Here is a 25,203-nt window from a genome sequence, read left to right on the forward strand (position 1 = left end):
CAGGAGGTCTCGTGGCTCACCAAGCAGTAAGTCCCCGGTGGGATGTAGAGCTCGTACCGACCCTGAGCGGACGCACTGACGTTCCTTCGATCGACTGCCCGGTCGAGGTGTCGCTGGCGGCGATCTCGGGTCGGTGGACGACGCTCGTGCTGCGCAACCTCCTGCCGGGCGACGGCTACTCCTACACGGAGCTTGCCGCGTCACTGCCGCAGCTGAGCGACAAGGTGCTGACCGAGCGCCTGCGTGAACTCGTCTCCGCCGGGCTCGTGGAACGGCAAATCGCCAGCGGGTTCCCGCGACGAACTGAGTACCGGATCACCGAACGCGGTCGGGAACTCCGCCCGCTGCTGATCGAGCTCTACCGCACCGGTCTGGCACTCAAAGCACATGACGGCACCGAGGACGAGTAGCGCGATTGGAGCACCAGGCCTGCTTCGGACCTCTCCCGGATAGGCTGAGAACCGCAAGACGCAGCCGATCAAGACGCACTTACTTTTGCAGGACTACGGGGTTCTCGTCTCCATGTAGCGCTGTGTCGCTTATGCCACTTGGTCGAGCGGGTCGGACTACTTGAGCCCGACGGGTGCGGCGTCCTCGTCCGCCGAACTCAGGACGGATGCCAGGAGTCCGGGGAAGCGTTCTTCGAGGTCGTCGGCGCGCAGATGGACGTAGCAGCGGGTGCCCTCGTCGCGGGTGCGGGTGATGCCCGCGCTGCGCAGCGTTTTCATGTGGTGGCTCAGCGTCGACTTCGACACGGGGGCATCCAGTTCGCCCCACTGCCGCTCTTGCCCGTCGGAGAGCAGGCGGACGATGCCGAGGCGTAGCGGATCGGACAGCGCGGAGAGCACTCGCGTGAGCGAGAGGTCCGCGGTGGCCGGGTGCTTGGTGTCCGCATGGTCGGTCGGGGGCATGCCTCGATCCTACCTTGTTCGTCGCCTATCGAACGACCTGCTAACGTGTTCGATGTTCGTGAAACATAGAACATCACCATGCTTCGACTCGACCGGAGGTGCCCATGCCCCGCAGTTCCCTGTGGCTTACCGCCCTGTTCATCGCCACGCTCTCGCTCGGCACCGACGAGTTCGTGATCGCCGGCGTGCTCAACACCGTCGCCGCCGACCTCGACGTCACCCCCGGCGCGGCCGGCCAGCTCGTGACCGGCTTTGCCTTCGCGTTCGCCCTGGGCGCTCCGGTGCTCGCGGTCTGGTTGGATCGCTACCCGCGCCGGCTCGTCCTGTTCGGCGGGCTGAGCGTGTTCGTGCTGGCGAACCTCGGCTGCGCGATCGCACCCGACCTGACCACGCTCTTCATCCTGCGGATCGTCGCGGGCTTATCGGCTGCAGCGGTCTCGACCACCGCGTTCGCTGCCGCGGCCGAGGGCGCGCCCGAGGGCAATCAGGGCACCTACCTGTCCGTGGTCACCGCAGGGCTCACGGTCGCCCTGTTCACCGGCGTGCCGGTGGGTACCTGGCTCGCCGGCGCGTGGGGCTGGCGCGCTACGTTCGTGCTCATCGCGATCGTCGCCGCCCTGGCCGCGATCATCGCGCTGACGACGATGCCCCGCCTGCCCGGAGCGAAGCCCGGCACTCTCGGCGAGCGTCTTGCGCCGCTGCGCAACCCCGGCGTGCTGCGCATGGTCGCCGCGATCTTCCTGTGCGGAACGGGCGGGCTGATGTTCTACACCTACCTCGGCCCAATCACCCTGCACACGCTCGGCACTGATACCGCGATGCCGATCCTGCTGCTGACCGTCGGGCTCGTCGGCGTCGTCTCCGCGCTCCTGGGCGGCCGCCTCACCGACCGCTTCGGTCCGCGCCGGGCACGCCTCGCGATTCTCGGCGGGCACGCCCTTGCCCTCTCGCTGGTCGCTGTCCTTGTCATCGTCACGGGCGCCCCCGTGTGGGTGTTCGGGATCACCGTCGGCATCTGGTCGGTCTTCGCGTGGGCGCTCAACCCGCCCATGCAAGCGAGCACCATCGCCGCGGCACCCGACGCGGCCATGACCGCGGTCTCGCTCAACATCTCGGGCCTCTACCTCGGCACCGCCGTCGCCGGAGCCATCGGTGGGCTCACCCTCGATCACCTCGGCGCATCCGCGATCCCGATCGTCGGCGCGATCGCACTCGCGGCGGCATGGCTGGTCGCCGCCCCTCGTATCAAGAACTCGACCCCGCTCCACCAACAGTCCACTGCCGGATAAGGTCGGCACTGCTCAACCAAGAAGATCAGGATGCGGCTACTTTTGGGGGACTACGGCGTGCCCTCCTCCGTGTAATACTTCGTCAGCGGAGTCGACAGGGAACGGTCGCCGTCGCCCGCGGCGACGGTGCGTAGCAGGTACTGGTAGCCGTCGCCGGCGCTCATCACTCGCATCGAGACCGTCATACCGAGCAGGTGAGCACCCGAAGTGGTGCATGACGCGACCATGCCCAGCGCGAGATTCCGCCCGCCACCTATGAGGGCCGCGCTTCGTCCGGCCGTACGTTGTCGGCTTCACGCAGTCGGGCTTGAACACTGAGCGTCCTGTGCACGGCAGACGTGTGGCGCGAGCAGGAGCAGCCCGTAGGCGAGGACAAGGAAGAACGCTACCGCCCCTGTTGCGGTCCGGGCAGCACCGGATACCGGCTCGCAGTTGCGCCGTACACCACCGCATCCAGCAGCAGACCGGTCACCGCGATCACCGTACCGAACAGCAGACGGAGCGTGAGCGAGTCGGTACGGGGCCGGCGGAAGATCAGATAGGCCAAGGTTGCGATCCCGAGTGTGAGCACCCCGAATCCCGCGACCAGCAGCATGCCACCCCAGCGCGCGGCCCGATGACCTGCGCGGTTGGCCGAGCCCTGGCTGCATAGGAGAGAATGAGGGCACCGTGGATGAGGTCAACACGAAGCGAGGATGCGATGGCCAAGGTCAACTTCAAGCGACTGGGCCAGGGGGCCTCGGCTCCGGCCAATACGATTACCGACCCCCGTGATCTATTCAACGCTCTCCCTGAGAAAGTCTCCGGACTGGACTATCTGAGAGGGCCGCAAGATCAGGTGCTGGCCGCTTGGCACGAGCGTCGCGACGAACGGGACCTCGTGATCAAGATGAATACAGGGGGCGGCAAAACGCTGGTCGGGCTCCTGCTGGCTCGTAGTTGGCTTAACGAGGGAATCCGACCGGTTGCTTACCTCGTGCCTGATGACTTCCTCACGGCCCAGGTCACTAACGAGGCACAACGAGCGGGGATCACCACCACGAACGACCCCAAATCGCCCGAGTATCAGCAGGGACGCGCCGTCCTCGTCGGGACGTTCGCCAAACTCTTCAATGGCTTGTCAGTCTTCGGGGTCGGCGGCAGCGTGTCCAAGCCTCCGTCGCACGGACTCGCAGGAGTGATCATTGATGACGCTCACGCCTGCATCGCGCAGGCAGATCATGTGTTCCGGCTCCGGGTCGATGCTGAGTCGTCCGCATACGACGAGCTGCTGGACCTTTTTGCTGCCGATTTAAAGGTTCAGTCTCCTAGCGGATATTTGGACTTGGAATCTCGTCACCGTAGTGCGATTCAGGAGGTTCCATTCTGGGCCTGGCAAGCGAAACAAGATCAAGTCTTGTCCATCCTGCACCCGCTTTCGACCGGCGCTCTGAAGTGGGGTTGGCCCCTTGTTGTTGACAGCCTCCCGCTCTGTACTGGCGTTATTACAAGCGACGCCTTCGAGATATACCCTCCTTGTCACCCAACCGAAGCGCTTCTCGGGTTCTCCCAGGCGCAGCGACGCGTGTACCTCACCGCCACTCTTGCTGACGACTCAGTGCTTGTCCGGCACTTCGGCGCCGCCCCAGAGTCGGTCGCACGACCCATTTTCCCTTCAAGCGCGGGCGATATAGGGGATCGGATGATCCTTGTGCCCCAGCAACTCGTGCCGAGAGCGACAGATAACGAAGTGCGTGAGCTTGTCCTAGATCTGGCAGAAGAGCAAAACGTTGTTGTCATCGTTCCGAGCCATGCACGTGCCGACTGGTGGCGGGACGACGCTGCCCTCGTTCTCGACCGTAACAACATCCACGAGGGCATCGAGAAAGTACACCAGAACCCCCAACTGGGACTCGTAGTCCTCGTCAACCGCTACGACGGCATTGACCTACCCGGCGACGCGTGCCACGTCCTAGTCATTGATGGACTCCCCGAAGCACTCGACGGGCCCGAACGGATAGCGCAGGCGCGACTAACCGGATCAGCAAATCTCCTTGGTCGGCAGATTCAACGCCTGGAGCAGGGTATGGGTCGGGCTACTCGGTCAAACGAAGACCATGCCGTGGTTCTCCTCCTTGGGGCTCGGCTGGCCGAACGCCTGAATGCGCCCGAAGCACGAGGCTTCTTCTCTCCCGCGACCAGAGTGCAACTGGACCTCGCGGCGGAAGTTGCGAGCGAGGTCGAAGCCGAGACCCTTGACGATCTACATGACATCATGAATCAGTGCCTCGAACGCGATAGGGACTGGATCGCTTACAGCAAGGGCGCTCTGGCGCAGGTCCGTTACGACGCTTCGATGGTCGTTGAAACCGCTAAAGCTGAGCGACTCGCATTTAGTGAAGCCATGCGTGGCGACTATGTGTCCGCGGCACGAGAACAGCAGTCAGTCGTTAATAGCATCACGGATGACGACGCTACACAAGCACTCCAGCAACAGCGACTCGCGACTTACATCAACTTCTTCGATCCATCGCAAGCACAACAGATTCAAAAGACGGCTAATCGCGCGAACATGCGACTACTTCGACCTCTCGCAGGTGTGCAGTACGAGAGATTGAAAGCGGCCAGCCGCCCGCAGGCTGAGCAGGCTTCATCTTGGCTGCAAGCGAGGTACGAGTCCGGTAACGATCTGCTCCTCGGTTTCAACGCCCTAGCGCAAGACCTAGATTGGGGGCCTCGGACGGACCAGTTTGAGCAGGCGGTGCGAGATCTTGCGGAACATATCGGACACGTAGGGCAGAGACCCGAGCAACTTCCCAAGCCCGGACCCGACAACTTGTGGGCGCTCAGCGACGGGAGTTTCTGTGTCATTGAGGCGAAGAGTGACGCGGACGCCGGGCACCCGGTCTACAAGAAGTGGGCCGGGCAACTTTCCCAAGCGATGGATTGGTTCCGTGAACAGTATCCGAGTAGCCAATCGGTTCCTGTGCTTATCCACCCGGAGGAGAGGTTCGATTCACGCGCTGCGATACCGTCGGGCTGCCGGGTTATTACCACGGAGCGGCTTGCTCGCCTGAAGAAGGCGCTGGCGTCCTTCGCTACAGGGCTGGCTTCGAATGATGCCTTCCGTGATCCCGCTCGTGTCGCCAGCCTTTTGAACGATCATGGGTTGACCGCCGCCGAGTTCAAGCGTCGATTCTCGGTAGAGGGACGATACTGAGTGCCCTGCCAGTTCATCCTCGCGAGACCAGCGGGGCTAGGAGATGCAACCGCATGAACTCAGACCCATTCGAAAGTCTTGCCCCAAGGGCCGAGGGCTACCGCACCTGCGCAGAGTGCGGAGCCGATTGCGCGCCAGAGCCGTTCGACGCGGGCAGGGCACGGGCCTGCGCATCGCGTTCTCCTGCCCCGCGCACGGCGTGCATACGGTCGTGGACCCGTTCGAGGAGACCCGCTGACTAAAGCCCGCTGATCGATCTGTGCATCCATCTCTCGGCCAGCAGCGCGATCCCCATCACCGTCTTCGACTCACGCCGCATCGACGGCGACCTCACTGTGCGGCACACTGACGGACAGCACATGGGAGGCATGCAGATCGTCATCGATACGCGCTAGATGGCCCTGGTAGCGACGAAACTCGTGCACGATCGCGGAGCGCTCAGCGCGATCCAGTGACAGCACCTTCACGGGCCAGCCCCTGGCCCCTCCCATCCGGGATGCGCTCACGCCGATCAGGTGCGCTGATGACGACACTTGAACCCGGTTGTCAACTCAAGTTGACGCGGCGAGCCTCGCTTGAAAGACGTGTGGCGGCTCGTTGGGCGGCGAGAGCGACTGGTCGCGGAGGAGGTCGAGTAGCGCGCTGCCGAGGGTTCGAGGAGGCAGTCGGCCGAAGGCGTTTCGGGGGTCGCGGTAGTTCGATACGCGCCGGTCGTCTGGTGGTGCACCTGGCAAGTGTTCAGCCCGGAGAGTCGGCGCCCGTTCGGTCGCGTCGAGGTCCGGGGTTCACGAAGCCTGCGGAGCCCTCATGCGCGACGATCATTCCCAGCGCGGCCGCCCTCTCCGGGTCGGGTCGCTGTTCTCCGGGTACGGCGGCCTGGACCTTGCCGTCGAGTACGCCACCGGCGGGGAGACGATCTGGTTCTCCGAGATCAACAACCCCTCCATCCGCGCCTTCACCCACCACTGGCCGGGCATCCCGAACCTCGGAGACATCTCCGCGATCGACTGGGCGACGGTGCCGCCGGTCGATGTGCTGATCGGCGGGTTCCCCTGTCAGGACGTCTCGACCGTCGGCAAGGGCGCCGGCCTCGCACCCGGCACCCGCTCCGGGCTCTGGTCGCACATGGCGGCCGCGATCGACGCGCTGCAACCCGAGCTCGTCGTCATCGAGAACGTCCGCGGCCTGCTCTCCGCACCCGCAATCCGCTCGCCCCTGGAAGGAGCAACCCCCGATGCACGCAACCGAGACGATGCAACCGACGAGCGTGCAACCGCCGTTCGCAACTTGGAACCCGACCCGTGGCTGCTGGGAGACGAGCCAGCGCGACCTCTTCGGGCGCACGGAGCCGTTCTCGGGGATCTGGCCGACCTCCGGCGAAGTGCAAGGTGGATCGGCCTACCGGCGTCACTGGCCGGCGCACCGCATCACCGGTTCCGTGTCTTCATCACCGCCTACCGCGAGGACGCTGTTCCGGACACCTTTGGCCTCGGACTCCTCACGCGGCGGCGAGACCCTGGACCAGGTACGGGCACGCCGGGGCACGATCGCCCTGAGCCACCAGGTGATCGACCTCGCCCTGCACGGGCCGCATGGCTCGCCCGCCAGCTGGAACGAGTCGGAGACCCTGTTCGCCCTGGTCGAGGACATCTTCACTGCTGGGGGCGATACGCCGATTCACTGCTGGGGGCGATACGCCGAGGCCATCGCCCGATGGGAGCACATCACCGAACGAGTAGCCCCTGCCCCCGCGATCCTGAACGAGGAGAAAGGCCCTCGCCCAGCGCCCGAGTTCGTGGAATGGCTCATGGGCCTCCCCGCGGGCTGGGTCACCGACCCTGAGCACGGTATGACCGCGGCCCAGCAGAACACAGCCCTGGGCAACGGCGTCCTACCCCTCCAAGCAGTCGTCGCGCTTGACGCGCTACAGGCAGGCACTGAGCCACGATGAGAACGGAGTACTCAACTCGGTGTAGCGACGCTATTGATCGGTTCCGACGTTGTGTTCCACCCAGTCGCGTAGGTGCTTCAGCGGGGCTGCAGCGCTGTGGCCGAGGTCGGTGAGTTCGTACTCGACACGGGCAGGAACCTCGGGGTACACGGTGCGGGTGAGCAGGCCGTGGTCTTCGAGGCGCTTGAGGGTCTGCGACAGCACCTTGGGGCTGATGCCGTCCAGTTTCCGTTTGAGTTGCCCGTTCCGCTGCGGCCCGTCTTCGAGGGCACCGATCGCGAGGGCACTCCACTTGTTGGCGAGCAGATCGAGCATGTCCCGGCAGGGGCACATCGCCGCGTAGACGTCGTTCCGCGCGCACTCATCAACGATCTGGCTCATCTCATCATGGTATCCGATAGATACTGGATGCCCTTGACGGTAACCAGGGTCGGCAGGGAACCATAGGGTCCATGACGACAACAACTGCCATCGGCTACGAGAAGAACCTGCCCGCCACCGACCCCGAGGCGCTCATCGCCCGCGAGGTCGACGTGCCCGAACTGGGCCCGCACGATCTGCTGGTCGAGGTCGAGGCGGTCTCGGTGAACCCGGTCGACGTGAAACTCCGCGCGGGCGCACCCGCCGACGGGTTCAGAGTGCTCGGCTTCGACGCCGCCGGCACGGTGCGCGAGGTCGGCTCCGCGGTGACGCTGTTTGCGCCCGGCGACGAGGTGTTCACCGCCGGGAGCATCGACCGGCCGGGTACGAACCAGCGCCTCCACGTCGTGGACGAGCGCATCACCGGACGCAAGCCCGCCACCCTCTCGTTCGCGGACGCCGCCGCACTGCCACTGACGGCGATAACCGCCTGGGAAACGCTGTTTGATCGGCTCCGCCTGACCGAGGAGTCCTCCGGCACACTCCTGGTGATCGGGGCGACCGGCGGGGTCGGATCGGTCATGCTCGAGTTGGCCGAGGCCCTGCTGCCGAACGTCACCGTGATCGCCACCGCTTCCGATGCCGAGCGCGCCGCCTGGGTGCGCGGCCTCGGCGCGGAGCACTCAGTCGATCACCGCGGCAACCTGGTCTCCCAGGTGCAGGGCATCGCTCCCCACGGCGTGGACTGGCTGTTCACCGCGCACTCCGAGGGGCAGATCGAGACCTACGCGCAGATCGTCGCCCCGTTCGGACATATCGTCGCCATCGACGACGGCCCGCGCGACGTATTCCCGCTCAAGGGCAAGAGCATCGCCTGGCACTGGGAACTGATGTTCACCCGCCCGCTCCAGCAGACCCCGGACATGGTCGAACAGCACCGGCTCCTGAACCAGGTCGCCGACCTCATCGACCAGGGAAGCATCAGCGCGACGACCACGCAGACCTTGGCTCCGATCTCGCCGGACACCATGCGTGAGGCGCACGCACTCGTCGAGAGCGGCCGTACCCTCGGCAAGGTCGTCGTCCACGGCTGGCGGTAGACTCAAGCCCGCAGAATCATGCCGTTCAAGACGCTCGTACTTTTGCGTCCCCATAGGGTTCCGGCCTCACGGTAGTAGCGTCGCCAACGTCTCAGCTGGGTTCTGTGCGCTCGGGCGCGGCCAGGCGGCGGGCCGCGGTGATGACGGAGGCGCGGCGGCGGGCGTGCGCGGCGTCGTCTTCGGGGCCAGTGATCATGCGGGCGACCTGTGGCACGGCTGACCACCAGCCGGCCAGCGACAGGATCAGGAACATCAGGTGATCCGCGTCGATCTCGCGGGTGACGGTGCCGGCGTCCTGCCCGGCGGTGACGGCGGCGGTCTTGTAGCTGTAGTAGTCGCGCCGCTGCTCCTCATCGGGCACGTCGGCGTCGAAGAGCAGCCCTTCCCAGCGCAGCAGGCGGCCGAGCTCGGGGTGCTCGCAGTGGTAGTCGTAGACCCGGCCGGCGTAGTCGCCCACGTCCTCGACTGCGAACGACTCGACCGGCACGTCCCGGGCGACTTTGGCGAGTTCCTCGCGCAGCACCCGGGCGAACAGCTCGCGCTTGCCGCCGAAGTAGTTGTAGACGCGCTCCTTGTTCACGCCGGAGGCTTTCGCGATCCGCTCGATTGTCGTGCCGTCCGGCCCGTGCGCGGCGAACTCGGTCACGGCGGCGGCGAGGATCTTGCGTTTCGTGCCCTCGGTGTCCCACGCCATCGCCCGTTCCCTCTCGTGCCGTCCGCCGGAATCTCCAACGCTCGCGTTGCTTCCCGGGCTCCACCGTACTACAGTCAATTCCAACGTTACCGTTGGAAAGGGGTTGGAGTGTCAGCAAGCTCAACCGACCAAGTGACCGTCGTCCACGACAAGAGGGAGCATCCGGCGGGGAGCGGCACCGTCGTGCTGCTCGTGGTGACGGCGCTGTTCGTCCTCATGCAGCTGTATGCGGCGATCCCGCTCATCGCCCCGGTCGGCGCGGCGCTCGGCGCCCATGTGACGTTCGCACTCTCAACGGTGTTCAGCGTCTGCTATGCGACCGGGTTTCTCATCTGGGGGCCGTTGGCCGACCAGTACGGCCGCAGGCGCATCCTGCTCATCGGCCTCGCCGCACTGACCGTGGCGACGATCGCGTGCGGTCTCGCCGCCTCAGTACCGGCCCTGGCCGTGCTGCGCGGGGTACAGGGGCTGACGGCGGCGAGCTTCGCGCCGGTCGCGCTCGCCTACCTGGCGGAGGCCACCCCGCCGCGCCTGCGGGCATCGGCAATCGGGGCGATGTCGACGGCGTTCCTCGTCGCCGGGATCGCGGGCCAGGTGCTCGCCTCCACGATCACGCTCGCTCTGGGCTGGACGTGGGTGTTCATCCTCTCGGGCATCGTGCTTGGGTTCTGCCTCATCGGTGTCGCCGTGCTCATGGCAGAACCGTCTCAGCGGCAGAGCGGCGGCGGCGTGAGCCTCGTGCGTCGCTTCGCCGCCGTCGGCAGAGTCGCCGCCCGTCCGGCGGTGCTGCTGCTGAGCGCCGCGCACCTGACCCTGCTGCTGTCGTTCGTCGCGATGTACACCGGCCTCGGCCCCCACCTGGACGCGCTGGGCCTGGACGCCTCGCAGGTGATCTGGTTGCGCCTGGCCGGGTTGCCGGGGATGTTCGCCACCCTGCTCGCCGGAGTGCTCGCGCGGCGGCTCGGCGTCGCCGGCGTTGCCCGCGCCGGGTTCGCCCTCGCCGGCGTCGGCCTGCTTCTCGAAGCGGTACTCTCCGGAACGCTGATCGGCACCGCCGCGGCGAGCCTCGTGTTCGTGACCGGCGTCGCGCTCGCCGTGCCGTCGATGATCACCCTGTTCGGCGAGACCGCCGCCCCGAACCGCGCCGGCGGCATGGCGCTCAACGGCTTCGTGCTCTTCCTCGGCGCCAGCCTCGGCCCCCTCACCGCACACCTGCGCCTGGACTTCCCGATTCTCCTGGTCGCCCTCGCCGCGCTCGCCGGCCTCGCGGTCGCCTCCTTGACCGGGTTCGCCCGACTCACCCGCGCGAACGCATAGGAGGTATCCACATGACCCGCATCCTCCTGCTCGGAGCGACTGGCCGCACCGGAGCCGCTATCCTCCAAGCACTACCGGCCGGGGTGGAAGTCACCGCCGCGCTGCGCGACCCGGCAGATACCCGCCGTCTCGCCGAGACCGCGGCGTCACTCGACCACGTTGTGGTCGACCTCTCCGACAGCGAGAACCTCCGGCACGCGATGGACGGGCCGGATGTTGTGGCGAACGCGATCCGGCTCCGCGAGGACATCGCCCCGACCGAGCTCATCGACCTGCACGAGCGACTGCTCGCCGCCGTGGAGACGCGGGGCAGGGCGTGCCGGATTGTGACCGTCGGCGGAGCAGGCGCACTCCGGCTGCCAGGAGGTGAGCGCTTCTGGCAGAGCCCGGCGTTCCCACGGGCCACGCTCCCGCGCGGACATGCGCACGCCGCGCTGCGTGACCACCTCGAAGCGGGGAACGCCGGAGATACGTGGGCGTACCTGATCCCACCGCCGGCATACGTTCCTGACGGCCCGGCGACGGGGCGGTGGGAGATCGTCCCGCCTGCCTTGGATGAGACTGCTTTCACTGACCGGGCGATCAGCTACGCCGATTTCGGAGCCGCCGTCGTCGAGGCCGTTGTGAACGCAGGTAGGGGTACGCAATTGATCGCCTGGCAACACTACATCGAGCAGTGACGGCAGGGAGTGACTGTGAAGAGCTCACCGATCCAGACGCCGAACTACTTTACGGACGTATGGCGTGCCGATCTCGGTCTACCGAGGGGCTTCGGAGCGTTAGACGGCGGCGGTCTCTCCTGCGTCGACGACGCTGCGGATCGCGTCTCGGGATGCGACGAGGGCTTCGATGGAAGCTTCGATGCGGGCCCGCTCGCGCTTGAGGTCGTCGATCGTGTCAGTGCAGATTGGGGCGAGACGGCCCGCGCGTTCGGTGAGGCAGGGCAGCACGGTGCGGATGGTCGCGGTGCCGAGTCCGGCGTCGAGGAGCTGCCGGATGCGCCGGGCGACCTCGACGTCCTGGTCGCTGTAGTCGCGATACCCGGAGGCGTTGCGCGCAGGCACGAGCAGCTCCTGCTCCTCGTAGTAGCGCAGGAGCCGGGCCGGGATGCCGGTGCGGTCGGTGACGTCCGAGATGCGCATGTGAACGATGTCTCCTGCCGAGTGGTTTGCCTTCACATTGATGTGAGGGTTCAGCCTAGCAGGGTGAACGTCGAACAGTCTTCTCTCGCTTCTACTCGTGCTCGGCCTGGTCTGGTGCTGGCCGGGTTCGTGCTGCTGGTGTTCTGCACCGGCACGGCCGAGTACCTCGTCGCCGGTGTGCTGCCGCAGCTCGCCGCCGACGTCTCGGTCAGTATCGCCGCTGCCGGGCAGACGGTGACCGCCTATGCGCTCGGGGTCGCGATCGGTGGCCCGATCGTGACCGTGCTGACTGCCCGGTTTCCTCGCAAGGGCCTCGCTCTGGCTTTGGGGGTCGTGTTCATCGCGGGCACGGTGCTGACGGTGTTCGCGCCGACGTATGCGTGGGTGATTGTGGGCCGGGTGGTCTCGGCGTGCAGTCAGGCCACGCTGTTCGCCATCGGGCTGACGACTGCGACCGGTTTGATGGGGCCGGCTCGTCAGGGGCAGGCGATCGCGATCGTCAGTTCCGGCCTGACGGTCGCGACCGTCCTCGGTGTACCGCTTGGTGCGCTGCTGGGCGGTACGACGAGCTGGCGGATTCCGTTCGTCTTCGTCGCTGCTGCCGCCACCCTCGGGGTGCTGCTGCTGGCTGCCGCGATGCCCCGCACCCCGGCACCGACGACCGGGGTGCGCGATGAGATCCGCACCCTGCTGCGCGGGCCGGTGCTTTTGGCGGTGTCGACCACGGTGATCGGGTTCGCGGGCGTGAGCGTCGTGTTCACCTACCTCGTCCCGCTGCTGAACGAGGTCACCGGCATCGCTGCGAGCGTGATCCCCGCGCTGCTGCTCGCCTATGGGGTTGGTGGGTTTGTCGGCAACCTCATCGCCGGTCGCCTCGCCGACCTCTCGCTCGGCAAGACCCTGGTCGGGGTGTTCCTCGCGCTCATCGCTACCCTGGCCGCGTTCCCGCTCCTAGCCGGGCATCCGATCCCGATGATCGGGCTCGTGCTGATCCTGGGCCTGCTCTCGACCGCGACCATCGCCCCGCTGCAGTCGCTCGTGCTCCGCCACGCAGGAGCCGCGCCCACGCTGTCGCTGGCGGTCAACGTGGGCGCGTTCAACCTCGCGAACGCGATCGGCTCCGCCCTCGGCGGCCTCGGCGTCGCCGCCGGGCTGCTGCGCTGGGGCGGCTTCGGCGGCGCCGTGTTCGCGGCGCTCGGCCTGATCCTCACCTTCCTCGCCCTCCGCGCCACGCCGCGCTCCGACCCATCTACTACCGCAACCGCTGACACCGATGCACAGGAGACCCGCTCATGAAGACCGCAGCCATCACCACCTATGGTGACCCCGACGTCCTCACGATCCTCGATGCCCTGATCCCCGAGCCCGGCCCGAGCGAGGCTTTGGTCGCTGTCGTCGCCTCGACGATCAATCCCGTCGATGTGAAGACCCGCACCCCCGGTACGCCGCAACAGGTCGGCCGGTTCCCCGCGGTGCTGGGCTGGGATGTCGCGGGCATCGTCATCACCGCCCCCGCAGGCTCCGGCTGGACGCCGGGCGACCGCGTGATCGCAATGCACCCGCCCCAGCCGGACGGGGCGGGAAGCTGGCAGCAGTACGCCGCGATCCCCGCCGCAGGCCTCGCCCCGGCACCGGAGACGGTCGACCTGAAGACCGCGGCGACCCTGCCGCTAGCGGCACTCACCGCAGACCAAGCACTCACGCGACTCGACCTCGGCGACGACGAGCAACTGCTCGTCACCGGCGCCGCCGGTGCTGTCGGCGGCATCGCAGTCCAGCTCGCCGCACACGCAGGCATCCGGGCGGCCGGTCTGGTCTCCCGACCGGAACACGAATCCGCGGTGCTCGGTCTCGGGGCGGCTTCCGCGCACTCGAACCCGGTCTCGGCGGGCGAGTTCGATGCGATCTTCGACACCGCCGGCGTCTTCGACCACCCGCACCTGCTGCGCGAGGGCGGCAGGCTCGTCACGGTCAGCGACGACACCATCCCCGACGCCCTCGAACAGCGCGCAGGCAGTGCGGTGCACAACTATGTCCAGCACGATCCTCGGCGCCTGCGCGAACTGTCCATCCTCGTCGACGAGGGCAAGCTCAGGTTGCGGGTCGCCGAGCAGTACCCGCTCGCGAGCATCGCGCAAGCGAACCGGCGGGCCGAGGCCGGCGGACTGCTCGGCAAGATCGTCATCGCGATGTAGAACACCGTTGACCCGCACACCGAGCGGCAGCCAGAGCCGGCAGTCTCAGACCATCACCGATCAGGTAGCTCCTACGTTCGGACCCTGCGAACGCAGAGTGAAGCGCCGAGTCTCGAACCCTCCGCTACGCCGACATCGGAGCCGCGACCGGAGCAGGTGCCGATACCAGCTGATCGCCTGGCCGCAGTAGAGCACTGGCTCAGACAGCAGTAATGAGTGGCCGCACGACTCTCCCCGCCTTTGTCTGCCCGCACGCGCACGCTCCATCGCCCCATCGGGCCTGCCGCCTATGGCTGCGTGCGGCTCGTCGTGGTGCGCGATGGCACGGCGATCGTGTCCTCCGAGTTCGGTGAGCAGCCCGTCAGCTTCGGCGACGCGATCCTCCTTGGACCCCACGTCCTCTGCGGGATCGAACCGGAGGGACAGCTGACGGTCACGACGATCTACGTCGACACCGATCTGGCGTTGGATCAGTTCTTCTGGCAATACTCCACGATCCTGCACGATCGACTGGACGCGCAGGGCTTCGCCGAGAAGGTCTATTCCGAACCGGCCCAAGTTCTGCATCTGGGCCGCGATCGGGCGGGCCTGATGCTGCCGTGGCTCGATGAGCTGGTCGCGCTCAGTGCCGAGGGGCATTTCCATGAACGCTTCCCCCGGTTGCAGTCGCTCTGGTTCGCGATCGTGGATGTCATCGCTCCGTATGTCCGCGTCTCGCCGGTGCGGCTGACCAGGTTGCAGCGTGCCCGCTCCCGCCCGGTCTCTTCTCATGAGCGAGCGCTTGGACCGCTACGCCGCGAGGCGATGCTCGTGCGCGATGCGCTCCATCGTGATGTCGCCTACCCGTGGACATTGACAGAGCTGGCCGAGCTGGTGCAGCTCTCCCCGAAGCAGCTTGCCCGAGTGTTCACCGCCGCGTTCGGTAAGACCCCGACCGCGTATCTAACGATGCTGCGAGTGCAGGAGATGGCGCGACTCCTACGGGAGATGAACGTCACCGTCGCTGTAGCTGGGCAGCGGGTCGGGTGGCGGAGCCGGTCGCGTGCGATCGAGGCGTTCGCCGCTCATACCGGGGTGACGCCGAGCCGGTACCGCGACATGCATCCCATCGTTGCCGACGTGCCGTGAACACCCCACCTCTGCGTTTCGGGAAGCGGACAGTTCGACCGGGAAAATCCCGGTCAGGCCACCTTCTCCTTCCGCACGGTGCCGCTCGCAGGTAGGCCGGTATGTCCTACGTCAGGTGCCTCCGCGTTCCTGATGGCCAACCTACCGACCTCGCTGTTCGCTGACCGTCTGACTCGCCGGAAGCTCCTGGCTCACCTCGCTGGTGAAGGCCAGCAGCCCCTCGCGCGGCTGGCCGCTCGGGAGGAGGCCGACGATGGCGACGAGGCAAGAGGAGGCCCGCCAGGCGCGGGAGGCGAAGCTCGACGAGCTCCACGACAAGCTCACCGTCGCGGTCGAGCGGCTCGTCACCGGTGACGACTGGGCCGACGCGCTCCGGTTCGCCGCCCGATTCCGGTCGCGGTCGTTCAACAACGTCCTGCTGATCTGGGAGCAGCATCAGGCCGCGTTCGAGCAGGGCCGGGTCCCGGAGCCGTTCCCGACCTATGTCGCCGGGTACAAGCAGTGGCAGCAGCTCGGCCGCCAGGTCGAGAAAGGCCAGGCCGGGTACCAGATCCTCGCCCCGGTCGCCGGCAGATTCGCGTCCGCGAACCCGTCCGATCCGGCGTCGTGGCGGCGCCTGAACCGGGGCGAGAAGCCGAAGCCGGGCGAGACGGTGCGCTCGAAGATGGTCGGGGTACGACCGGCCTACGTCTGGGATGTCTCCCAGACCACCGGCGACCCCCTCCCGACGAAACCGGAGCCGCAGCTGCTGACCGGGGAGGCTCCGGCGGGGCTGCGGGAGGGGCTGGCCCGGCGGATCGAGGCGGAGGGGTTCGAGCTGCTGTGGGTGCCGCACGAGGGCATGATCGGCGGCGCGAACGGGCTGACGAACTTCGAGACTCGCCAGGTCGCGGTGCGCACGAACATGGACGACGCCGCGCAGGTGAAGACCGAGGGCCACGAGCTCGCCCACGTCCTCATGCATGGCCCCGACGCCGAGGAGGCCCGCCAGCATCGCGGGATCGGGGAGGTCGAGGCCGAGTCTGTCGCTTTGATGATCGGTGCTGCGCACGGGATGGACACGAGTGAGTACACGATCCCGTACGTGGCCGGGTGGGCGGCGGCCGTGGATGGGAAGAACCCGGTCGAGGTGGTCCAGGCCGCTGGGGAGCGTATCCGCAAGACCGCGATCGACATCCTCGATGGGCTCGACACGATCCAGGTGAGCGACGGCACCCCGCCCGGCCTCGACCGCGACACCCAACGCCGCCCGCCAGAACCTCGGCCCAGCCGGACGGCACCCGCCGCGGAGCCTGGGCAGGCGCGGCCCGAGCGAGCGGGGCGGGGGCTGTGATGACGGTCCGTGATCTGTCGGCGCTCTTCCTCGACGCCACCGACCAGCCCCTCCCGCAGGCCGCGGTCAGGCTTGCGTCTGCGGGGGTGCCGGTGTTCCCGGTCGCGCCGCGCGACAAGGTGCCGCTGATCCGCCACGGCCGCGGCTTCCGGGATGCGACGACGAACCTGCGGCAGGTCGAGGCGTGGTGGCGGCGCTTCCCGCAGGCGAACATCGGCGTGCCCACCGGCGCTGCCTCCGGCCTGGTGGTGGTGGATGTGGACGTGCACGGCACGAACGGCTACGACGCCCTGCACCGCGCCGACCGAGCCGGCCTCATCACGGGGTGGGAGTTTCTGGCGCGTACGCCGACGGGCGGCCTGCACCTCTACTACCCAGCCGCCGACGAGATGGAGCAGCGGTCGTGGCAGGCCGGGGATGCGGGGATCGACTTCCGCGGCGACGGCGGCTACATCGTCGCCCCACCCTCGCTGCGCGTGATCGACGGCGAGATTGTGCCGTACCGGCTCACCGAGCTCGGCACTGAGCCCGCACACCCGCTGGACGCGGGCCGGCTGCGGGGCTTTCTCGAACCGCCCCGCCCGCCGCGCCGATTCCCGCCCCGGATGCGCGGGCAGGGGCGGACCGATCCGCAGAAGCTCGCGAACTGGCTGGGCGGGGAGCGCACCGATCGGAATCGGAAGCTGTTTTGGGCCTCGTGCGTGCTCGCCGAGGAAGGCGTGCCATATCGGGAGGCGCTGGACGCGATGCTCACGGTCGAGCAGCCCGACTTCGGGTCTCGGGAGATCACCCGGACCGTCGCCTCCGGTTACAAGCGCATCCACGGTGATCCGCCCTCAGTCCGTGGGAACAGAGCGCCCCGCGGAGGGCCTGCGCGAGCCACCGTCGGCGCATCTCAGGAGCAGCGGGTTGCGCCGGTGAGGGGGCTGTGATGAATCGGCGACGTGGGTGGGCGGTGGTCACGGCCGCGTCGGGCACCGTGCTCATCGGCGCGGGCGCGTTCTGGCTGTCGTTCACCGCACTTGCCGACCTCGCGATCCGTTCCGGAATTGGGGGCGGGCAGGCGTGGATATGGCCGCTGCTGGTGGATGGGTTGATCGTGGTCGCGACCGTCGCCGTGGTCGCGCTCGACGGGGGCCGGGCGGCGTGGTATCCGTGGGCGCTGCTGATCGCAGGGGCGCTGGTGTCGGTGACCGCGAACGCCGCTCACGCCCTGGTCACCGCCGACGCCACCGTTCCCGGAGTCCTCGCGGCGACGGTCGCCGCCGTCCCGCCCCTGGTATTGCTCGCGTCCACGCATCTGACCGTCGTGCTCATCCGCTCCACCCGCACCGACCTCCCCTCGACTGCCGACCTGTCAGTTCCGGTGCTGCTCCCGCCGACCCGCACCGAGACGGATGTTCCCGCCCCAGCGGCGTCGGATGAGCCCGCGCCGGTGGAGCCGCCGGCCACGGAGAAGAGCGCCGTCCCGGCACCGCTGGAGCCCGTGCCGGCTGAGGCCAAGGCGCCCCGGCCGGGGATGGAGGCAGGGGTGGGTCGACGGGAGCGGGCGGCGCGGCTGCGTGAGGCGGGCTGGTCGAACAAGCAGATCGCCCGCGAACTCGATGTGCACCCCTCGACCGTGGGCCGCTGGTTTCCCCGCCCACCCGAGCCCGAGGTCGAGGTGTCTGAGTCGTCCGGCCCGCAGGAGGCCGGCACCCCACCTGAACAAGCCGAGGAGGAACCGTCATGAACACCGAACAGCACCCGCACGACCAGCAGTCACCCGAGCCACCGCCACCATCCGAGGCGGCAGGGCCGGAGCGGCCTGATCCGGCGGCGGGGATGGCACCGGAAGCGATCCAGGCCGCCGACGTCGACCGCGAGCAGCAAAGCGCGGAGGGCGTGGACGTGGAGAGGCCGACCCGCGGGGTGGACTGGGAGCGCGCCTCCGACTTGCTCTCCCGTGGCAGCGGCTCTCTGTCGCGGCGCGGCATCGACCTGGACGCCACGCTCGCTCGTGGAACCCGGCACGGCATCGCGGTCAGCGCCACGTATGTCGGTCGGCAGATCGCCGCGGGCGCGAGGCGGCTGCCGCCGCTCTCGGCCTTCGGCCGCGAGGAGCCCGCGCCCGAGGCGCCGGGTCTGGGCAGGAAGTGACCCAGGGGTGAGCCGTCATGTCTACGATCCGACGTTCTTTCCCTGACCAACCGGCTGCTCGTGGGAGCCGGCGTGCACCTGCCTGGCAGGAGGTGCCGAGATGATCCCGCACACAACAACTGCCGCCGGCCCGGGCGGCGAGGACTACACGACCGGCGAGGGCCTGCGCGCCCTGCTGGCCCGGCTGCACGAGGAAGGACCGGGAGCGTGGCGCACCGACTCGACCGCCGCGAAGCTGATGCAGTACGCGGCCGAGAAGTACGCCGCTCTGGCGCGCAAGCACGGCCTTGATCCGTGGGAGGCGGCGGCCGCCGCGTTCGATGTGATGCGCACCCGTTCCGCGCGCGAGGCCGACGACCCGTGGGGCGTGGTCACCCACGCGGTGCGGATCACCTGCATCGCCGAGGAGCGCGCCCAGGGACTGCTGTGCTCGACGCATCAGGCGCGCCGCCCGCACTACTCGGTCTTCCACGACGCCGAACGCCTCTCCGACCGCGAGAACCCGCTGGATGACTACCATCCCGCGTTCCACATCACCGACCCCCACCCCGATGACGAGAACCGGGAGGTGGTGGAGCCGGCGGGGGTGGTCACGTCGGCGTCGAGTGCGGTGGAGGACGCGATCGCGTTCGTCACGGTCCTCGGCTGGCCGGCCCAGACCGCCCGCGCCGCGGTCGAGCATGTCTGCCACGCCCTCGCCCGTGCTGGGTCGCGGCAGTCCGCGTTCGAGGTGCTGCGCCGCGACCAGCACTCCCGCGCCCTGCTCGACCTGCCCGGCTCCTCGTGGACGGCGCTGCTGCGGGCGCTGCTCGGCAACCCCGCACCCGGGGTCGCCGCCACCTCGGCGGGGCGGGGCATTCTGCTGCGCCTGCTGATCGGCGAGACGCTGCCGGTGCTGCTGCACGACGACGACCTCGTGCTCACCGTGTCACTCGCGGCGCCGAGGCATGGGGGCCGGCGATGAGCATCGAGCTGGAACGGGCCGTGTCCTCGATCAGGATCGGGAACCGGCACCGCACCGACCTGGGCGACATCGACGCCCTGGCCGCGTCCATCGCTCGCGACGGGCTGCTCCAGCCTCCGACGATCACCCCGGACGGGGTGCTCGTGTGCGGCAGGCGCCGGCTCGCCGCGATCCAGCAACTCGGCTGGCGCACCGTGAACGTGTGGGTGCGGCAAGGGATCTCCGACCGGCTCGGACATCTCCTCGCCGAGCAGGACGACAACCTTCTACACAAGGACCTCACCCCACTGGAAGCCGCATCCCTCTACCGCGAGCTCAAGACCCTCCTCGCCGAGGACGCGGCCCGCCGTCAGGAAGCCTCCCGGTTCAGCACCGATCACCAACCGTCCGAGACCGGCGAGGGTGGGGAGGACGGTGGCGGAAAATTTCCGGCACCGTCACCGACACCGATGCCCGCGGGTGAGGCGCGGCAGCAGGCGGCGGCGATGATCCCGGGCGCGGCGTCGTATCGGACGCTGGATAAGATCGAGGCGATCCAGCAGGCCGCCGACCGTGACGACCTCCCCGACGACACCCGAGCCCAGGTCGCGGATGCGTTGGCGCGGATCGAGGCGGGCGCGCCGGTGCATCCGATCTTCGAGGAGGTCCGCGCCCTCATCGACGACCCCACCCGGACCTGGGATGCGGAGTTGGACCGGCTCGCGCAGGAAGCGGTCGCCCGCGCCAAGAACCGGCCCCGCCGCACGAAGACGGCGGCCGTTCCCGCGCCGGCGAGGCTCACGGTGTGGACGGCCCGCACGTTCGTCGTGATCTGGGGCGAACTGGTCGACTGGTGGACGCATTACGACCCGGCCGTGCTCGCCGGCGAGCTCACCGAGGAGCAGATTGAGATGTTCCTGACGATCGCCGATGGCACCGCCGGCTTCGCCACCGCCCTCCGCGCCGCACGCGACCGCAAGACCAACGACGAAGACCGTGAAGAGGGTGAGGGTGGGGTGCGGCATCTGCGCGCCCTCTGATCCTCACGTTGCTTGGCCGCCCCGGACCCCTGTAGGGGGTGCTGGGGCGGATGTGCGTTTGGGTGCACCTGGTGGGCATGAACTCGACAGATGCTTCACGTTCCCGCCGCCGACTGGTCGTCCTGATCTCGGCCGCGGTCGTCGCGCTGCTGCTGGTCGGCGTCGGCGTCTACGGCCTGGTCTCCGGCCCCCGCACCACCAGCGACCCGCCACCCGCGCGCCCATCACCGACCGCACCGAGTACCGCGGAGCAGGGGCCGCGGGAGCTGGCGCCGATCCCCGAGACCGACGACCCCGAGGAGTTCGCCCGGCTGGTGGCCGAAGCACTGTTCGGGTGGGATACGACCACCGGGCTGATGCCGCTGGACTACACCAGCGTGCTCCTGGCCGTTGCTGACCCTTCCGGGGTCGAGCAGGCGGGCCTGGCCTCGGATATCGCCGGCTACCTCCCGAACCGCGACACCTGGGTCGAGCTGCGCAAATACTCCACGACCCAGCGCCTGGAGATCACCGGTGTGTTCGTGCCCGACGCGTGGGCGGAGGCCGAATCGCAGGCGCAGCCAGGGCAACTGGCGCCCGGGACCACCGCGTACACGGTCGAGGGTGTCCGCCACCGGCAGGGCATCTGGAATGACGAGGCGACGTCGAGTGCGCATGAGGTGGCGTTCACGATCTTCCTGACCTGCCCGCCCGACGGCGACCCGTGTTATCTGCTGCGCCTGTCCGTCCTCGACCAGCCCCTGCGCTGACACCGGGGAGGAGACGCTGATGCTGCGCAAAGCGATCGCGGGGCTCGCCGCCCTCCTCCTGCTCGGCCCGATGGTCGTCCTCGTCTCGGTCGGGCTGCTCGTCAACCCCTCCGCCGCGTCCTGCGCGGCCCCTGGCGGCAGCGTGCAGGTCGGCGACATCCCCGACGAGCTGACCTCCACCACCCGCAACGGGGAACAGATCGTCCTCAGACGAATCGAGCTCACCCACGCCGCCACGATCATCGAGACCGGTTCGACCACTGAGGGGGTCGGGCGCGACGGGATCATCATCGCGCTGATGGCGGCGCTGACCGAGTCGCGCATGCGGATGCTCGCCAACACCTCCGCTTATCCGGAGAGCGGCGACTACCCGAACGACGGCAACGGCTCAGACCACGACTCCCTCGGCCTGTTCCAGATGCGCCCGGCCTCCGGGTGGGGCACCGTCGCCGAGCTCATGGACCCCGACTACCAGGCCGCCGCGTTCTTCGGCGGCCCGGGCGGCCCCAACGCCGGCTCACCGCGGGGGCTGCTGGACATTCCCGGGTGGGAGCAGATGGGCAAGGGCGAAGCCGCCCAAGCCGTGGAAGTCAGTGCATTCCCGGAGCGGTACGACAACTACGAGCCCGTCGCAGTCGACATCCTCACCGCCTTCACCGGCAGCGGCGACCCCGGCCCCCGCCGTGCTGCGACGTTGGTGAGCGCGGAGTCGGTCGAATCGGCGCGGGTGGTGTTCCCACTCCCGGAGGGCACCTGGGTTGCGACGAGCCCGTTCGGGCCGAGGACGCATCCGATCACCGGGGAGCAGTCCTTCCACACCGGCAGCGACTTCTCCGCCCCGGACGGCACCCCGATCCTCGCCGCCGCCGACGGCATCGTGACGATCTCGGAGTTCTCCGGCGGTTACGGCGGTCTCGTCGTCATCGAGCACCGCATCGACGGCCGAACGATCGCGACCGCGTACGCGCACTCCTGGGAGCACGGCATCCACGTCAGCGCGGGCGACACGGTGCGAGCCGGGCAGCGCATCGCCGACGTCGGATCGTCGGGGATGTCGACGGGGCCGCATCTGCATTTCGAGGTCCGCGACGGCGGCACCGACGGCGAGTACATCGACCCCGCGAAATGGCTCAACGACCACGACGCCGCCGACCTCGACGAGTCCGACGTCACCCCACCCGGGCAAAACGGCTGCGACACCCAGCAGGGCACGGCGGGTGATCCGTCGCCGGTCGAGGGCGACCCGGACGAGCTGGTGGACGACCCCACCACGGATGGGCAGATCACCGTGCGGATGCGCAGCGTCTACGAACAGACCCTCGCCGCGTTCCCGGAGTCGACGTGGGCGTGCTACTCGCCCCGGCCAGGATCGAAATCGGAGCATCCGATCGGGCGGGCGTGTGATGTGGCGTTCGGGAACGCGATCGGCCAGTACCCCACACCGGCCCAGCTCGAATACGGGTGGCAGGTCACCAACTGGCTCCAAGAGCACGCCGAGACCCTCGGCGTCGAATACCTGATCTGGCAGGGCACGATCTGGTCCCTCGCCCGCGCCGACGAGGGCTGGCGCGACTACAACGGCGGCGGGATGCACGACCCCTCAGATGTGACCGGCGGACACTTCGACCACCTCCACATCACCGTGAAGGCCGGTGAGGCGTGATGGGCGTGTTCCCGGATTTCGAGGGGCTGTCGGGGATCGAGGACCTCCGAGAGGTCGCCGGCGCCGTGTTGATGTTCGTGCTCATCGTCGCGGTGCTAATGCTCATCGTCTCAGGCATCTGCTGGGCGATCGGCTCCAGCAACGGCAACTACCAGCTCGCTCACCGCGGCCGGGCCGGCGTGTTCGTCTCCTTCGCCGGCGCGATCCTCGCCGGCGCCGGCGTCGCCTGGCTGAACTGGCTCATCACCATCGGCAACCAGCTCTAACCATCCACCCGTCTTCTTCTTATCGCTTCGGCCCGCCCCGCTCGGGGCGGGCTTTTCGCGTACCCAGGGGCCGGGGGTGCACCTGGCGGTCGGAACTGTCTCTCGTCTCGTGAAAGGGCACATCGTGATCGACATCGACCCCAACTCCAGCGGCCTGCCGGGCATCGAGCAGCTGCGCACCATCGTCGGCGCCGTGATGACCGTCGGCCTCATCCTCGCCGTGCTGGCGCTGATCGTCTCCGCGATCGTCTGGGCCTACGGCTCCAACTCCTCCAACCCGCACCTCGCCGGGCGGGGGAAGACGGGGCTGCTGATCTCCTGCGGCGCGGCCGTGATCTGCGGCGCCGCCGTCGCGCTCGTGAACTTCGGCTGGTCGGTCGGCCAGCAGGTCTAACCCCCTCTCTTCTGCGTGTGAAAGGAGGGGTGCGCCGTGAGCGTGTGCGATATCCCCGTCATCTCGAATGTGTGCGACGCGGTCGGTGAGGGCACCGCGTCCCTGATCGCCGCCCCGTTCGACTGGCTCGCCTCCTCGATGGCCGGGGCCGCGGCCTGGCTGATGGAGACGATGTGGACCGTCTTCGACACCACCACCCTGGTCGACCTGAACCAGGACGGATTCGTCTCGGTCTACAACATCGTCTTCGGGATCGCCCTGTTCATCATCGCCATCTTCTTCTTCCTCCAACTGATCACCGGGATGATCCAGCGCGACCCCGGCGCCCTCTCCCGCGCCGCGCTCGGGGCCGGCAAATCGATCCTCGGCAGTTTCGTGGTCATCACGTTGACGACAGTGCTGCTGGAGATCGTCGACCAGCTGTGCATCGGCCTCATCCAGGCCGCCGGGGAGACCACCGAATCGATGGGCAACCAGCTCCTCCTCCTCGCTGGCGCCCTGTCCGGGCTGAACATCGCCGCACCCGGCGTCGGCGCGATCGTCTCGATCTTCCTCGCCGGCCTGATGATCGCGGCCATCGGCATCGTCTGGTTCTCCCTGCTCATCCGCAAGGCCCTGATCCTCGTCACCGTGGTCCTCGCCCCGCTGGCCTTGTCGGGGGCGTCGTGGGATGTGACCAAGGGGTGGATCGGGAAATGGGTGACGTTCCTGATCGCCCTGATCGTCTCGAAGCTGGTGCTCGTCGTGGTGTTCCTGGTCGCGATCACGCAGGTCGCGACCCCCATCGACGCCGGCCTGACCGCGGTGACCGAGCCCATCGCCGGGATCGTGCTGATGGGGATCGCCGCGTTCGCCCCCTACATGGTCTACCGGCTCCTGAGCTTCGTGGGCTTCGACCTCTACAACACCATGGGCGCCGAGCAGGACGCGAAGAACGCCATGAACCGGCCCCTCCCGATCCCCACCCGGGGCGGTGAGGGCCCGAAGAAGATCCTCGACGGCTCCAGCGGCGGCGGTGGTGGTGACGGGGATGGCGGTGGGAGCCCGCCCGCGGCGAAGCCGCCCGCCAGCACTGAGACCGCGGGGACGGAGACCGCGACCGCCGAGGCGGGAACGGAGACGGCCGCGAGCAGCGGGCCTGCCGCCCCGGTCGTGGCCGGCGTGATCGTCGCCAAAGAAGCCGCCGAAGCCGGCCCGGCAGCGGGCAACGAGGTCGGCACGCAGGCCGACACCGCCGCCGCGGGAGCGCAGAACACCGGCAACACCACCACCCCCGGAGGCGATGTCGGTTCGGGTGGGACGCCGCCGGCTCCGTCGGCGCCGATGCCGAACACCCCGACCGAGCCGTCCGCCCCAGCAGACCCCGGCCCGGCCGGCGGGAAGGAGTAGG

At 68.3% G+C, this 25,203-nt stretch carries 27 protein-coding genes and 1 pseudogene; 22 read left to right on the forward strand and 6 right to left on the reverse strand.

Annotated elements, in window-relative coordinates; translation table 11 throughout:
• The first annotated feature begins 11 nt into the window (after positions 1 to 11).
• On the forward strand, positions 12 to 410 hold the full coding sequence (locus tag G3N18_RS00945) for a winged helix-turn-helix transcriptional regulator (RefSeq protein ID WP_206692836.1): 399 nt from the start codon (positions 12 to 14) through the stop codon (positions 408 to 410).
• A 156-nt stretch (positions 411 to 566) separates the two neighbouring features.
• On the opposite strand, the gene G3N18_RS00950 is transcribed toward G3N18_RS00945, so the two are convergent.
• Positions 567 to 911 (reverse strand): ArsR/SmtB family transcription factor, encoded by a 345-nt coding sequence (locus G3N18_RS00950; RefSeq protein ID WP_055090314.1) that lies wholly within the window; start codon positions 909 to 911, stop codon positions 567 to 569.
• A gap of 104 nt (positions 912 to 1,015) precedes the next feature.
• Between G3N18_RS00950 and G3N18_RS00955 the strand changes: the two genes are divergently transcribed.
• Positions 1,016 to 2,200, forward strand: coding sequence for an MFS transporter (locus G3N18_RS00955; RefSeq protein ID WP_196382451.1), 1,185 nt, complete (start codon positions 1,016 to 1,018; stop codon positions 2,198 to 2,200).
• A gap of 385 nt (positions 2,201 to 2,585) precedes the next feature.
• Here G3N18_RS00955 and G3N18_RS00960 read toward each other — a convergent pair whose 3' ends face one another.
• A complete protein-coding gene (locus tag G3N18_RS00960; protein WP_108871777.1) occupies positions 2,586 to 2,795 on the reverse strand; it encodes a hypothetical protein in 210 nt (69 codons plus the stop codon).
• Between the two features lie 105 nt (positions 2,796 to 2,900).
• Here G3N18_RS00960 and G3N18_RS00965 point away from each other — a divergent pair, with 105 nt between their 5' ends.
• On the forward strand, positions 2,901 to 5,399 hold the full coding sequence (locus tag G3N18_RS00965; protein WP_196382452.1) for a helicase C-terminal domain-containing protein: 2,499 nt from the start codon (positions 2,901 to 2,903) through the stop codon (positions 5,397 to 5,399).
• Positions 5,400 to 5,707: 308 nt separating this feature from the next.
• On the opposite strand, the gene G3N18_RS00970 is transcribed toward G3N18_RS00965, so the two are convergent.
• On the reverse strand, positions 5,708 to 5,866 hold the full coding sequence (locus tag G3N18_RS00970; protein WP_196382453.1) for a hypothetical protein: 159 nt from the start codon (positions 5,864 to 5,866) through the stop codon (positions 5,708 to 5,710).
• Between the two features lie 340 nt (positions 5,867 to 6,206).
• On the opposite strand from G3N18_RS00970, the pseudogene G3N18_RS15945 reads away from it, so the two are divergent.
• Both G3N18_RS15945 and G3N18_RS15950 read left to right on the forward strand, forming a co-directional pair.
• Positions 6,207 to 6,536: pseudogene (locus G3N18_RS15945) on the forward strand (DNA cytosine methyltransferase); the annotation flags it as partial.
• A 97-nt stretch (positions 6,537 to 6,633) separates the two neighbouring features.
• Positions 6,634 to 7,350 (forward strand): hypothetical protein, encoded by a 717-nt coding sequence (locus tag G3N18_RS15950; RefSeq protein WP_230403722.1) that lies wholly within the window; start codon positions 6,634 to 6,636, stop codon positions 7,348 to 7,350.
• Between the two features lie 30 nt (positions 7,351 to 7,380).
• Here the strand turns inward: G3N18_RS15950 and G3N18_RS00980 are convergent, their stop codons facing one another.
• A complete protein-coding gene (locus tag G3N18_RS00980) occupies positions 7,381 to 7,731 on the reverse strand; it encodes a winged helix-turn-helix transcriptional regulator (protein ID WP_206692837.1) in 351 nt (116 codons plus the stop codon).
• Between the two features lie 71 nt (positions 7,732 to 7,802).
• Between G3N18_RS00980 and G3N18_RS00985 the strand changes: the two genes are divergently transcribed.
• On the forward strand, positions 7,803 to 8,810 hold the full coding sequence (locus tag G3N18_RS00985; RefSeq protein WP_196382454.1) for a zinc-binding alcohol dehydrogenase family protein: 1,008 nt from the start codon (positions 7,803 to 7,805) through the stop codon (positions 8,808 to 8,810).
• 91 nt (positions 8,811 to 8,901) lie between these two features.
• On the opposite strand, the gene G3N18_RS00990 is transcribed toward G3N18_RS00985, so the two are convergent.
• Complete coding sequence (locus tag G3N18_RS00990) at positions 8,902 to 9,504, reverse strand: TetR/AcrR family transcriptional regulator (protein ID WP_196382455.1); 603 nt, start codon at positions 9,502 to 9,504, stop codon at positions 8,902 to 8,904.
• A gap of 132 nt (positions 9,505 to 9,636) precedes the next feature.
• Here G3N18_RS00990 and G3N18_RS00995 point away from each other — a divergent pair, with 132 nt between their 5' ends.
• Together G3N18_RS00995 and G3N18_RS01000 are read left to right on the forward strand one after the other, a co-directional pair.
• Positions 9,637 to 10,821 carry an MFS transporter gene (locus G3N18_RS00995; RefSeq protein WP_206692838.1) on the forward strand — a complete coding sequence of 395 codons (1,185 nt, stop codon included), beginning with the start codon at positions 9,637 to 9,639 and terminating at the stop codon, positions 10,819 to 10,821.
• Between the two features lie 11 nt (positions 10,822 to 10,832).
• Positions 10,833 to 11,501, forward strand: a complete 669-nt coding sequence (locus tag G3N18_RS01000; RefSeq protein WP_196382456.1) for an NAD(P)-dependent oxidoreductase — start codon at positions 10,833 to 10,835, stop codon at positions 11,499 to 11,501.
• A gap of 99 nt (positions 11,502 to 11,600) precedes the next feature.
• On the opposite strand, the gene G3N18_RS01005 is transcribed toward G3N18_RS01000, so the two are convergent.
• On the reverse strand, positions 11,601 to 11,963 hold the full coding sequence (locus tag G3N18_RS01005; RefSeq protein ID WP_196382457.1) for a MerR family transcriptional regulator: 363 nt from the start codon (positions 11,961 to 11,963) through the stop codon (positions 11,601 to 11,603).
• A 114-nt stretch (positions 11,964 to 12,077) separates the two neighbouring features.
• On the opposite strand from G3N18_RS01005, the gene G3N18_RS01010 reads away from it, so the two are divergent.
• The 14 genes from G3N18_RS01010 (at position 12,078) to G3N18_RS01075 (ending at position 25,202) form a co-directional block, all read left to right on the forward strand.
• Complete coding sequence (locus G3N18_RS01010; RefSeq protein ID WP_206692839.1) at positions 12,078 to 13,259, forward strand: MFS transporter; 1,182 nt, start codon at positions 12,078 to 12,080, stop codon at positions 13,257 to 13,259.
• Complete coding sequence (locus G3N18_RS01015; protein WP_196382459.1) at positions 13,256 to 14,158, forward strand: NADP-dependent oxidoreductase; 903 nt, start codon at positions 13,256 to 13,258, stop codon at positions 14,156 to 14,158. The genes G3N18_RS01010 and G3N18_RS01015 overlap by 4 nt, the downstream gene beginning before the upstream one ends.
• Positions 14,159 to 14,455: 297 nt before the next feature.
• A complete protein-coding gene (locus G3N18_RS01020) occupies positions 14,456 to 15,286 on the forward strand; it encodes a helix-turn-helix domain-containing protein (RefSeq protein ID WP_196382460.1) in 831 nt (276 codons plus the stop codon).
• A 253-nt stretch (positions 15,287 to 15,539) separates the two neighbouring features.
• The gene (locus tag G3N18_RS01025; RefSeq protein ID WP_196382461.1) at positions 15,540 to 16,619 is read left to right on the forward strand and encodes an ArdC family protein; all 1,080 of its coding nucleotides are present in this window, start codon (positions 15,540 to 15,542) and stop codon (positions 16,617 to 16,619) included.
• Positions 16,619 to 17,551: a bifunctional DNA primase/polymerase gene (locus G3N18_RS01030; RefSeq protein WP_196382462.1), complete on the forward strand. Its 933-nt coding sequence runs from the start codon at positions 16,619 to 16,621 to the stop codon at positions 17,549 to 17,551. Before G3N18_RS01025 ends, G3N18_RS01030 begins: the two co-directional genes overlap by 1 nt.
• Positions 17,551 to 18,351, forward strand: coding sequence for a DUF2637 domain-containing protein (locus tag G3N18_RS01035; RefSeq protein WP_196382463.1), 801 nt, complete (start codon positions 17,551 to 17,553; stop codon positions 18,349 to 18,351). The genes G3N18_RS01030 and G3N18_RS01035 overlap by 1 nt, the downstream gene beginning before the upstream one ends.
• Positions 18,348 to 18,758, forward strand: coding sequence for a hypothetical protein (locus G3N18_RS01040; RefSeq protein ID WP_196382464.1), 411 nt, complete (start codon positions 18,348 to 18,350; stop codon positions 18,756 to 18,758). Before G3N18_RS01035 ends, G3N18_RS01040 begins: the two co-directional genes overlap by 4 nt.
• A 100-nt stretch (positions 18,759 to 18,858) precedes the next feature.
• Positions 18,859 to 19,722: a hypothetical protein gene (locus G3N18_RS01045; RefSeq protein ID WP_196382465.1), complete on the forward strand. Its 864-nt coding sequence runs from the start codon at positions 18,859 to 18,861 to the stop codon at positions 19,720 to 19,722.
• Positions 19,719 to 20,741, forward strand: coding sequence for a ParB N-terminal domain-containing protein (locus G3N18_RS01050; protein WP_196382466.1), 1,023 nt, complete (start codon positions 19,719 to 19,721; stop codon positions 20,739 to 20,741). Before G3N18_RS01045 ends, G3N18_RS01050 begins: the two co-directional genes overlap by 4 nt.
• Before the next feature lie 77 nt (positions 20,742 to 20,818).
• Positions 20,819 to 21,490 (forward strand): hypothetical protein, encoded by a 672-nt coding sequence (locus G3N18_RS01055; RefSeq protein ID WP_196382467.1) that lies wholly within the window; start codon positions 20,819 to 20,821, stop codon positions 21,488 to 21,490.
• 19 nt (positions 21,491 to 21,509) lie between these two features.
• The gene (locus tag G3N18_RS01060) at positions 21,510 to 23,153 is read left to right on the forward strand and encodes a M23 family metallopeptidase (protein WP_196382468.1); all 1,644 of its coding nucleotides are present in this window, start codon (positions 21,510 to 21,512) and stop codon (positions 23,151 to 23,153) included.
• Positions 23,153 to 23,419 carry a DUF6112 family protein gene (locus G3N18_RS01065; protein WP_196382502.1) on the forward strand — a complete coding sequence of 89 codons (267 nt, stop codon included), beginning with the start codon at positions 23,153 to 23,155 and terminating at the stop codon, positions 23,417 to 23,419. Before G3N18_RS01060 ends, G3N18_RS01065 begins: the two co-directional genes overlap by 1 nt.
• Positions 23,420 to 23,543: 124 nt before the next feature.
• Positions 23,544 to 23,813: a DUF6112 family protein gene (locus tag G3N18_RS01070; RefSeq protein ID WP_196382469.1), complete on the forward strand. Its 270-nt coding sequence runs from the start codon at positions 23,544 to 23,546 to the stop codon at positions 23,811 to 23,813.
• A gap of 36 nt (positions 23,814 to 23,849) precedes the next feature.
• Positions 23,850 to 25,202, forward strand: coding sequence for a conjugal transfer protein TrbL (locus tag G3N18_RS01075; protein ID WP_196382470.1), 1,353 nt, complete (start codon positions 23,850 to 23,852; stop codon positions 25,200 to 25,202).
• Position 25,203 lies beyond the last annotated feature (1 nt).

Source organism: Microbacterium paulum (assembly GCF_015707995.1).
Lineage (GTDB): Bacteria > Actinomycetota > Actinomycetes > Actinomycetales > Microbacteriaceae > Microbacterium > Microbacterium paulum.

What these genes read in the sequence shown, in the direction of transcription:
- G3N18_RS01035 (WP_196382463.1), top strand. Translation starts at nt 17,551, where the DNA reads ATGAATCGGCGACGTGGGTGGGCGGTGGTCACGGCCGCGTCGGGCACC.
- G3N18_RS01025 (WP_196382461.1), top strand. Translation starts at nt 15,540, where the DNA reads ATGGCGACGAGGCAAGAGGAGGCCCGCCAGGCGCGGGAGGCGAAGCTC.
- G3N18_RS01060 (WP_196382468.1), top strand. Translation starts at nt 21,510, where the DNA reads ATGCTGCGCAAAGCGATCGCGGGGCTCGCCGCCCTCCTCCTGCTCGGC.
- G3N18_RS01030 (WP_196382462.1), top strand. Translation starts at nt 16,619, where the DNA reads ATGACGGTCCGTGATCTGTCGGCGCTCTTCCTCGACGCCACCGACCAG.
- G3N18_RS00965 (WP_196382452.1), top strand. Translation starts at nt 2,901, where the DNA reads ATGGCCAAGGTCAACTTCAAGCGACTGGGCCAGGGGGCCTCGGCTCCG.
- G3N18_RS01050 (WP_196382466.1), top strand. Translation starts at nt 19,719, where the DNA reads ATGAGCATCGAGCTGGAACGGGCCGTGTCCTCGATCAGGATCGGGAAC.
- G3N18_RS01015 (WP_196382459.1), top strand. Translation starts at nt 13,256, where the DNA reads ATGAAGACCGCAGCCATCACCACCTATGGTGACCCCGACGTCCTCACG.
- G3N18_RS00990 (WP_196382455.1), bottom strand. Translation starts at nt 9,504, where the DNA reads ATGGCGTGGGACACCGAGGGCACGAAACGCAAGATCCTCGCCGCCGCC.
- G3N18_RS00980 (WP_206692837.1), bottom strand. Translation starts at nt 7,731, where the DNA reads ATGAGCCAGATCGTTGATGAGTGCGCGCGGAACGACGTCTACGCGGCG.
- G3N18_RS01005 (WP_196382457.1), bottom strand. Translation starts at nt 11,963, where the DNA reads ATGCGCATCTCGGACGTCACCGACCGCACCGGCATCCCGGCCCGGCTC.
- G3N18_RS01045 (WP_196382465.1), top strand. Translation starts at nt 18,859, where the DNA reads ATGATCCCGCACACAACAACTGCCGCCGGCCCGGGCGGCGAGGACTAC.
- G3N18_RS01040 (WP_196382464.1), top strand. Translation starts at nt 18,348, where the DNA reads ATGAACACCGAACAGCACCCGCACGACCAGCAGTCACCCGAGCCACCG.
- G3N18_RS15950 (WP_230403722.1), top strand. Translation starts at nt 6,634, where the DNA reads ATGCACGCAACCGAGACGATGCAACCGACGAGCGTGCAACCGCCGTTC.
- G3N18_RS00985 (WP_196382454.1), top strand. Translation starts at nt 7,803, where the DNA reads ATGACGACAACAACTGCCATCGGCTACGAGAAGAACCTGCCCGCCACC.
- G3N18_RS01000 (WP_196382456.1), top strand. Translation starts at nt 10,833, where the DNA reads ATGACCCGCATCCTCCTGCTCGGAGCGACTGGCCGCACCGGAGCCGCT.
- G3N18_RS00950 (WP_055090314.1), bottom strand. Translation starts at nt 911, where the DNA reads ATGCCCCCGACCGACCATGCGGACACCAAGCACCCGGCCACCGCGGAC.
- G3N18_RS01065 (WP_196382502.1), top strand. Translation starts at nt 23,153, where the DNA reads ATGGGCGTGTTCCCGGATTTCGAGGGGCTGTCGGGGATCGAGGACCTC.
- G3N18_RS00960 (WP_108871777.1), bottom strand. Translation starts at nt 2,795, where the DNA reads ATGCTGCTGGTCGCGGGATTCGGGGTGCTCACACTCGGGATCGCAACC.
- G3N18_RS01055 (WP_196382467.1), top strand. Translation starts at nt 20,819, where the DNA reads ATGAACTCGACAGATGCTTCACGTTCCCGCCGCCGACTGGTCGTCCTG.
- G3N18_RS00955 (WP_196382451.1), top strand. Translation starts at nt 1,016, where the DNA reads ATGCCCCGCAGTTCCCTGTGGCTTACCGCCCTGTTCATCGCCACGCTC.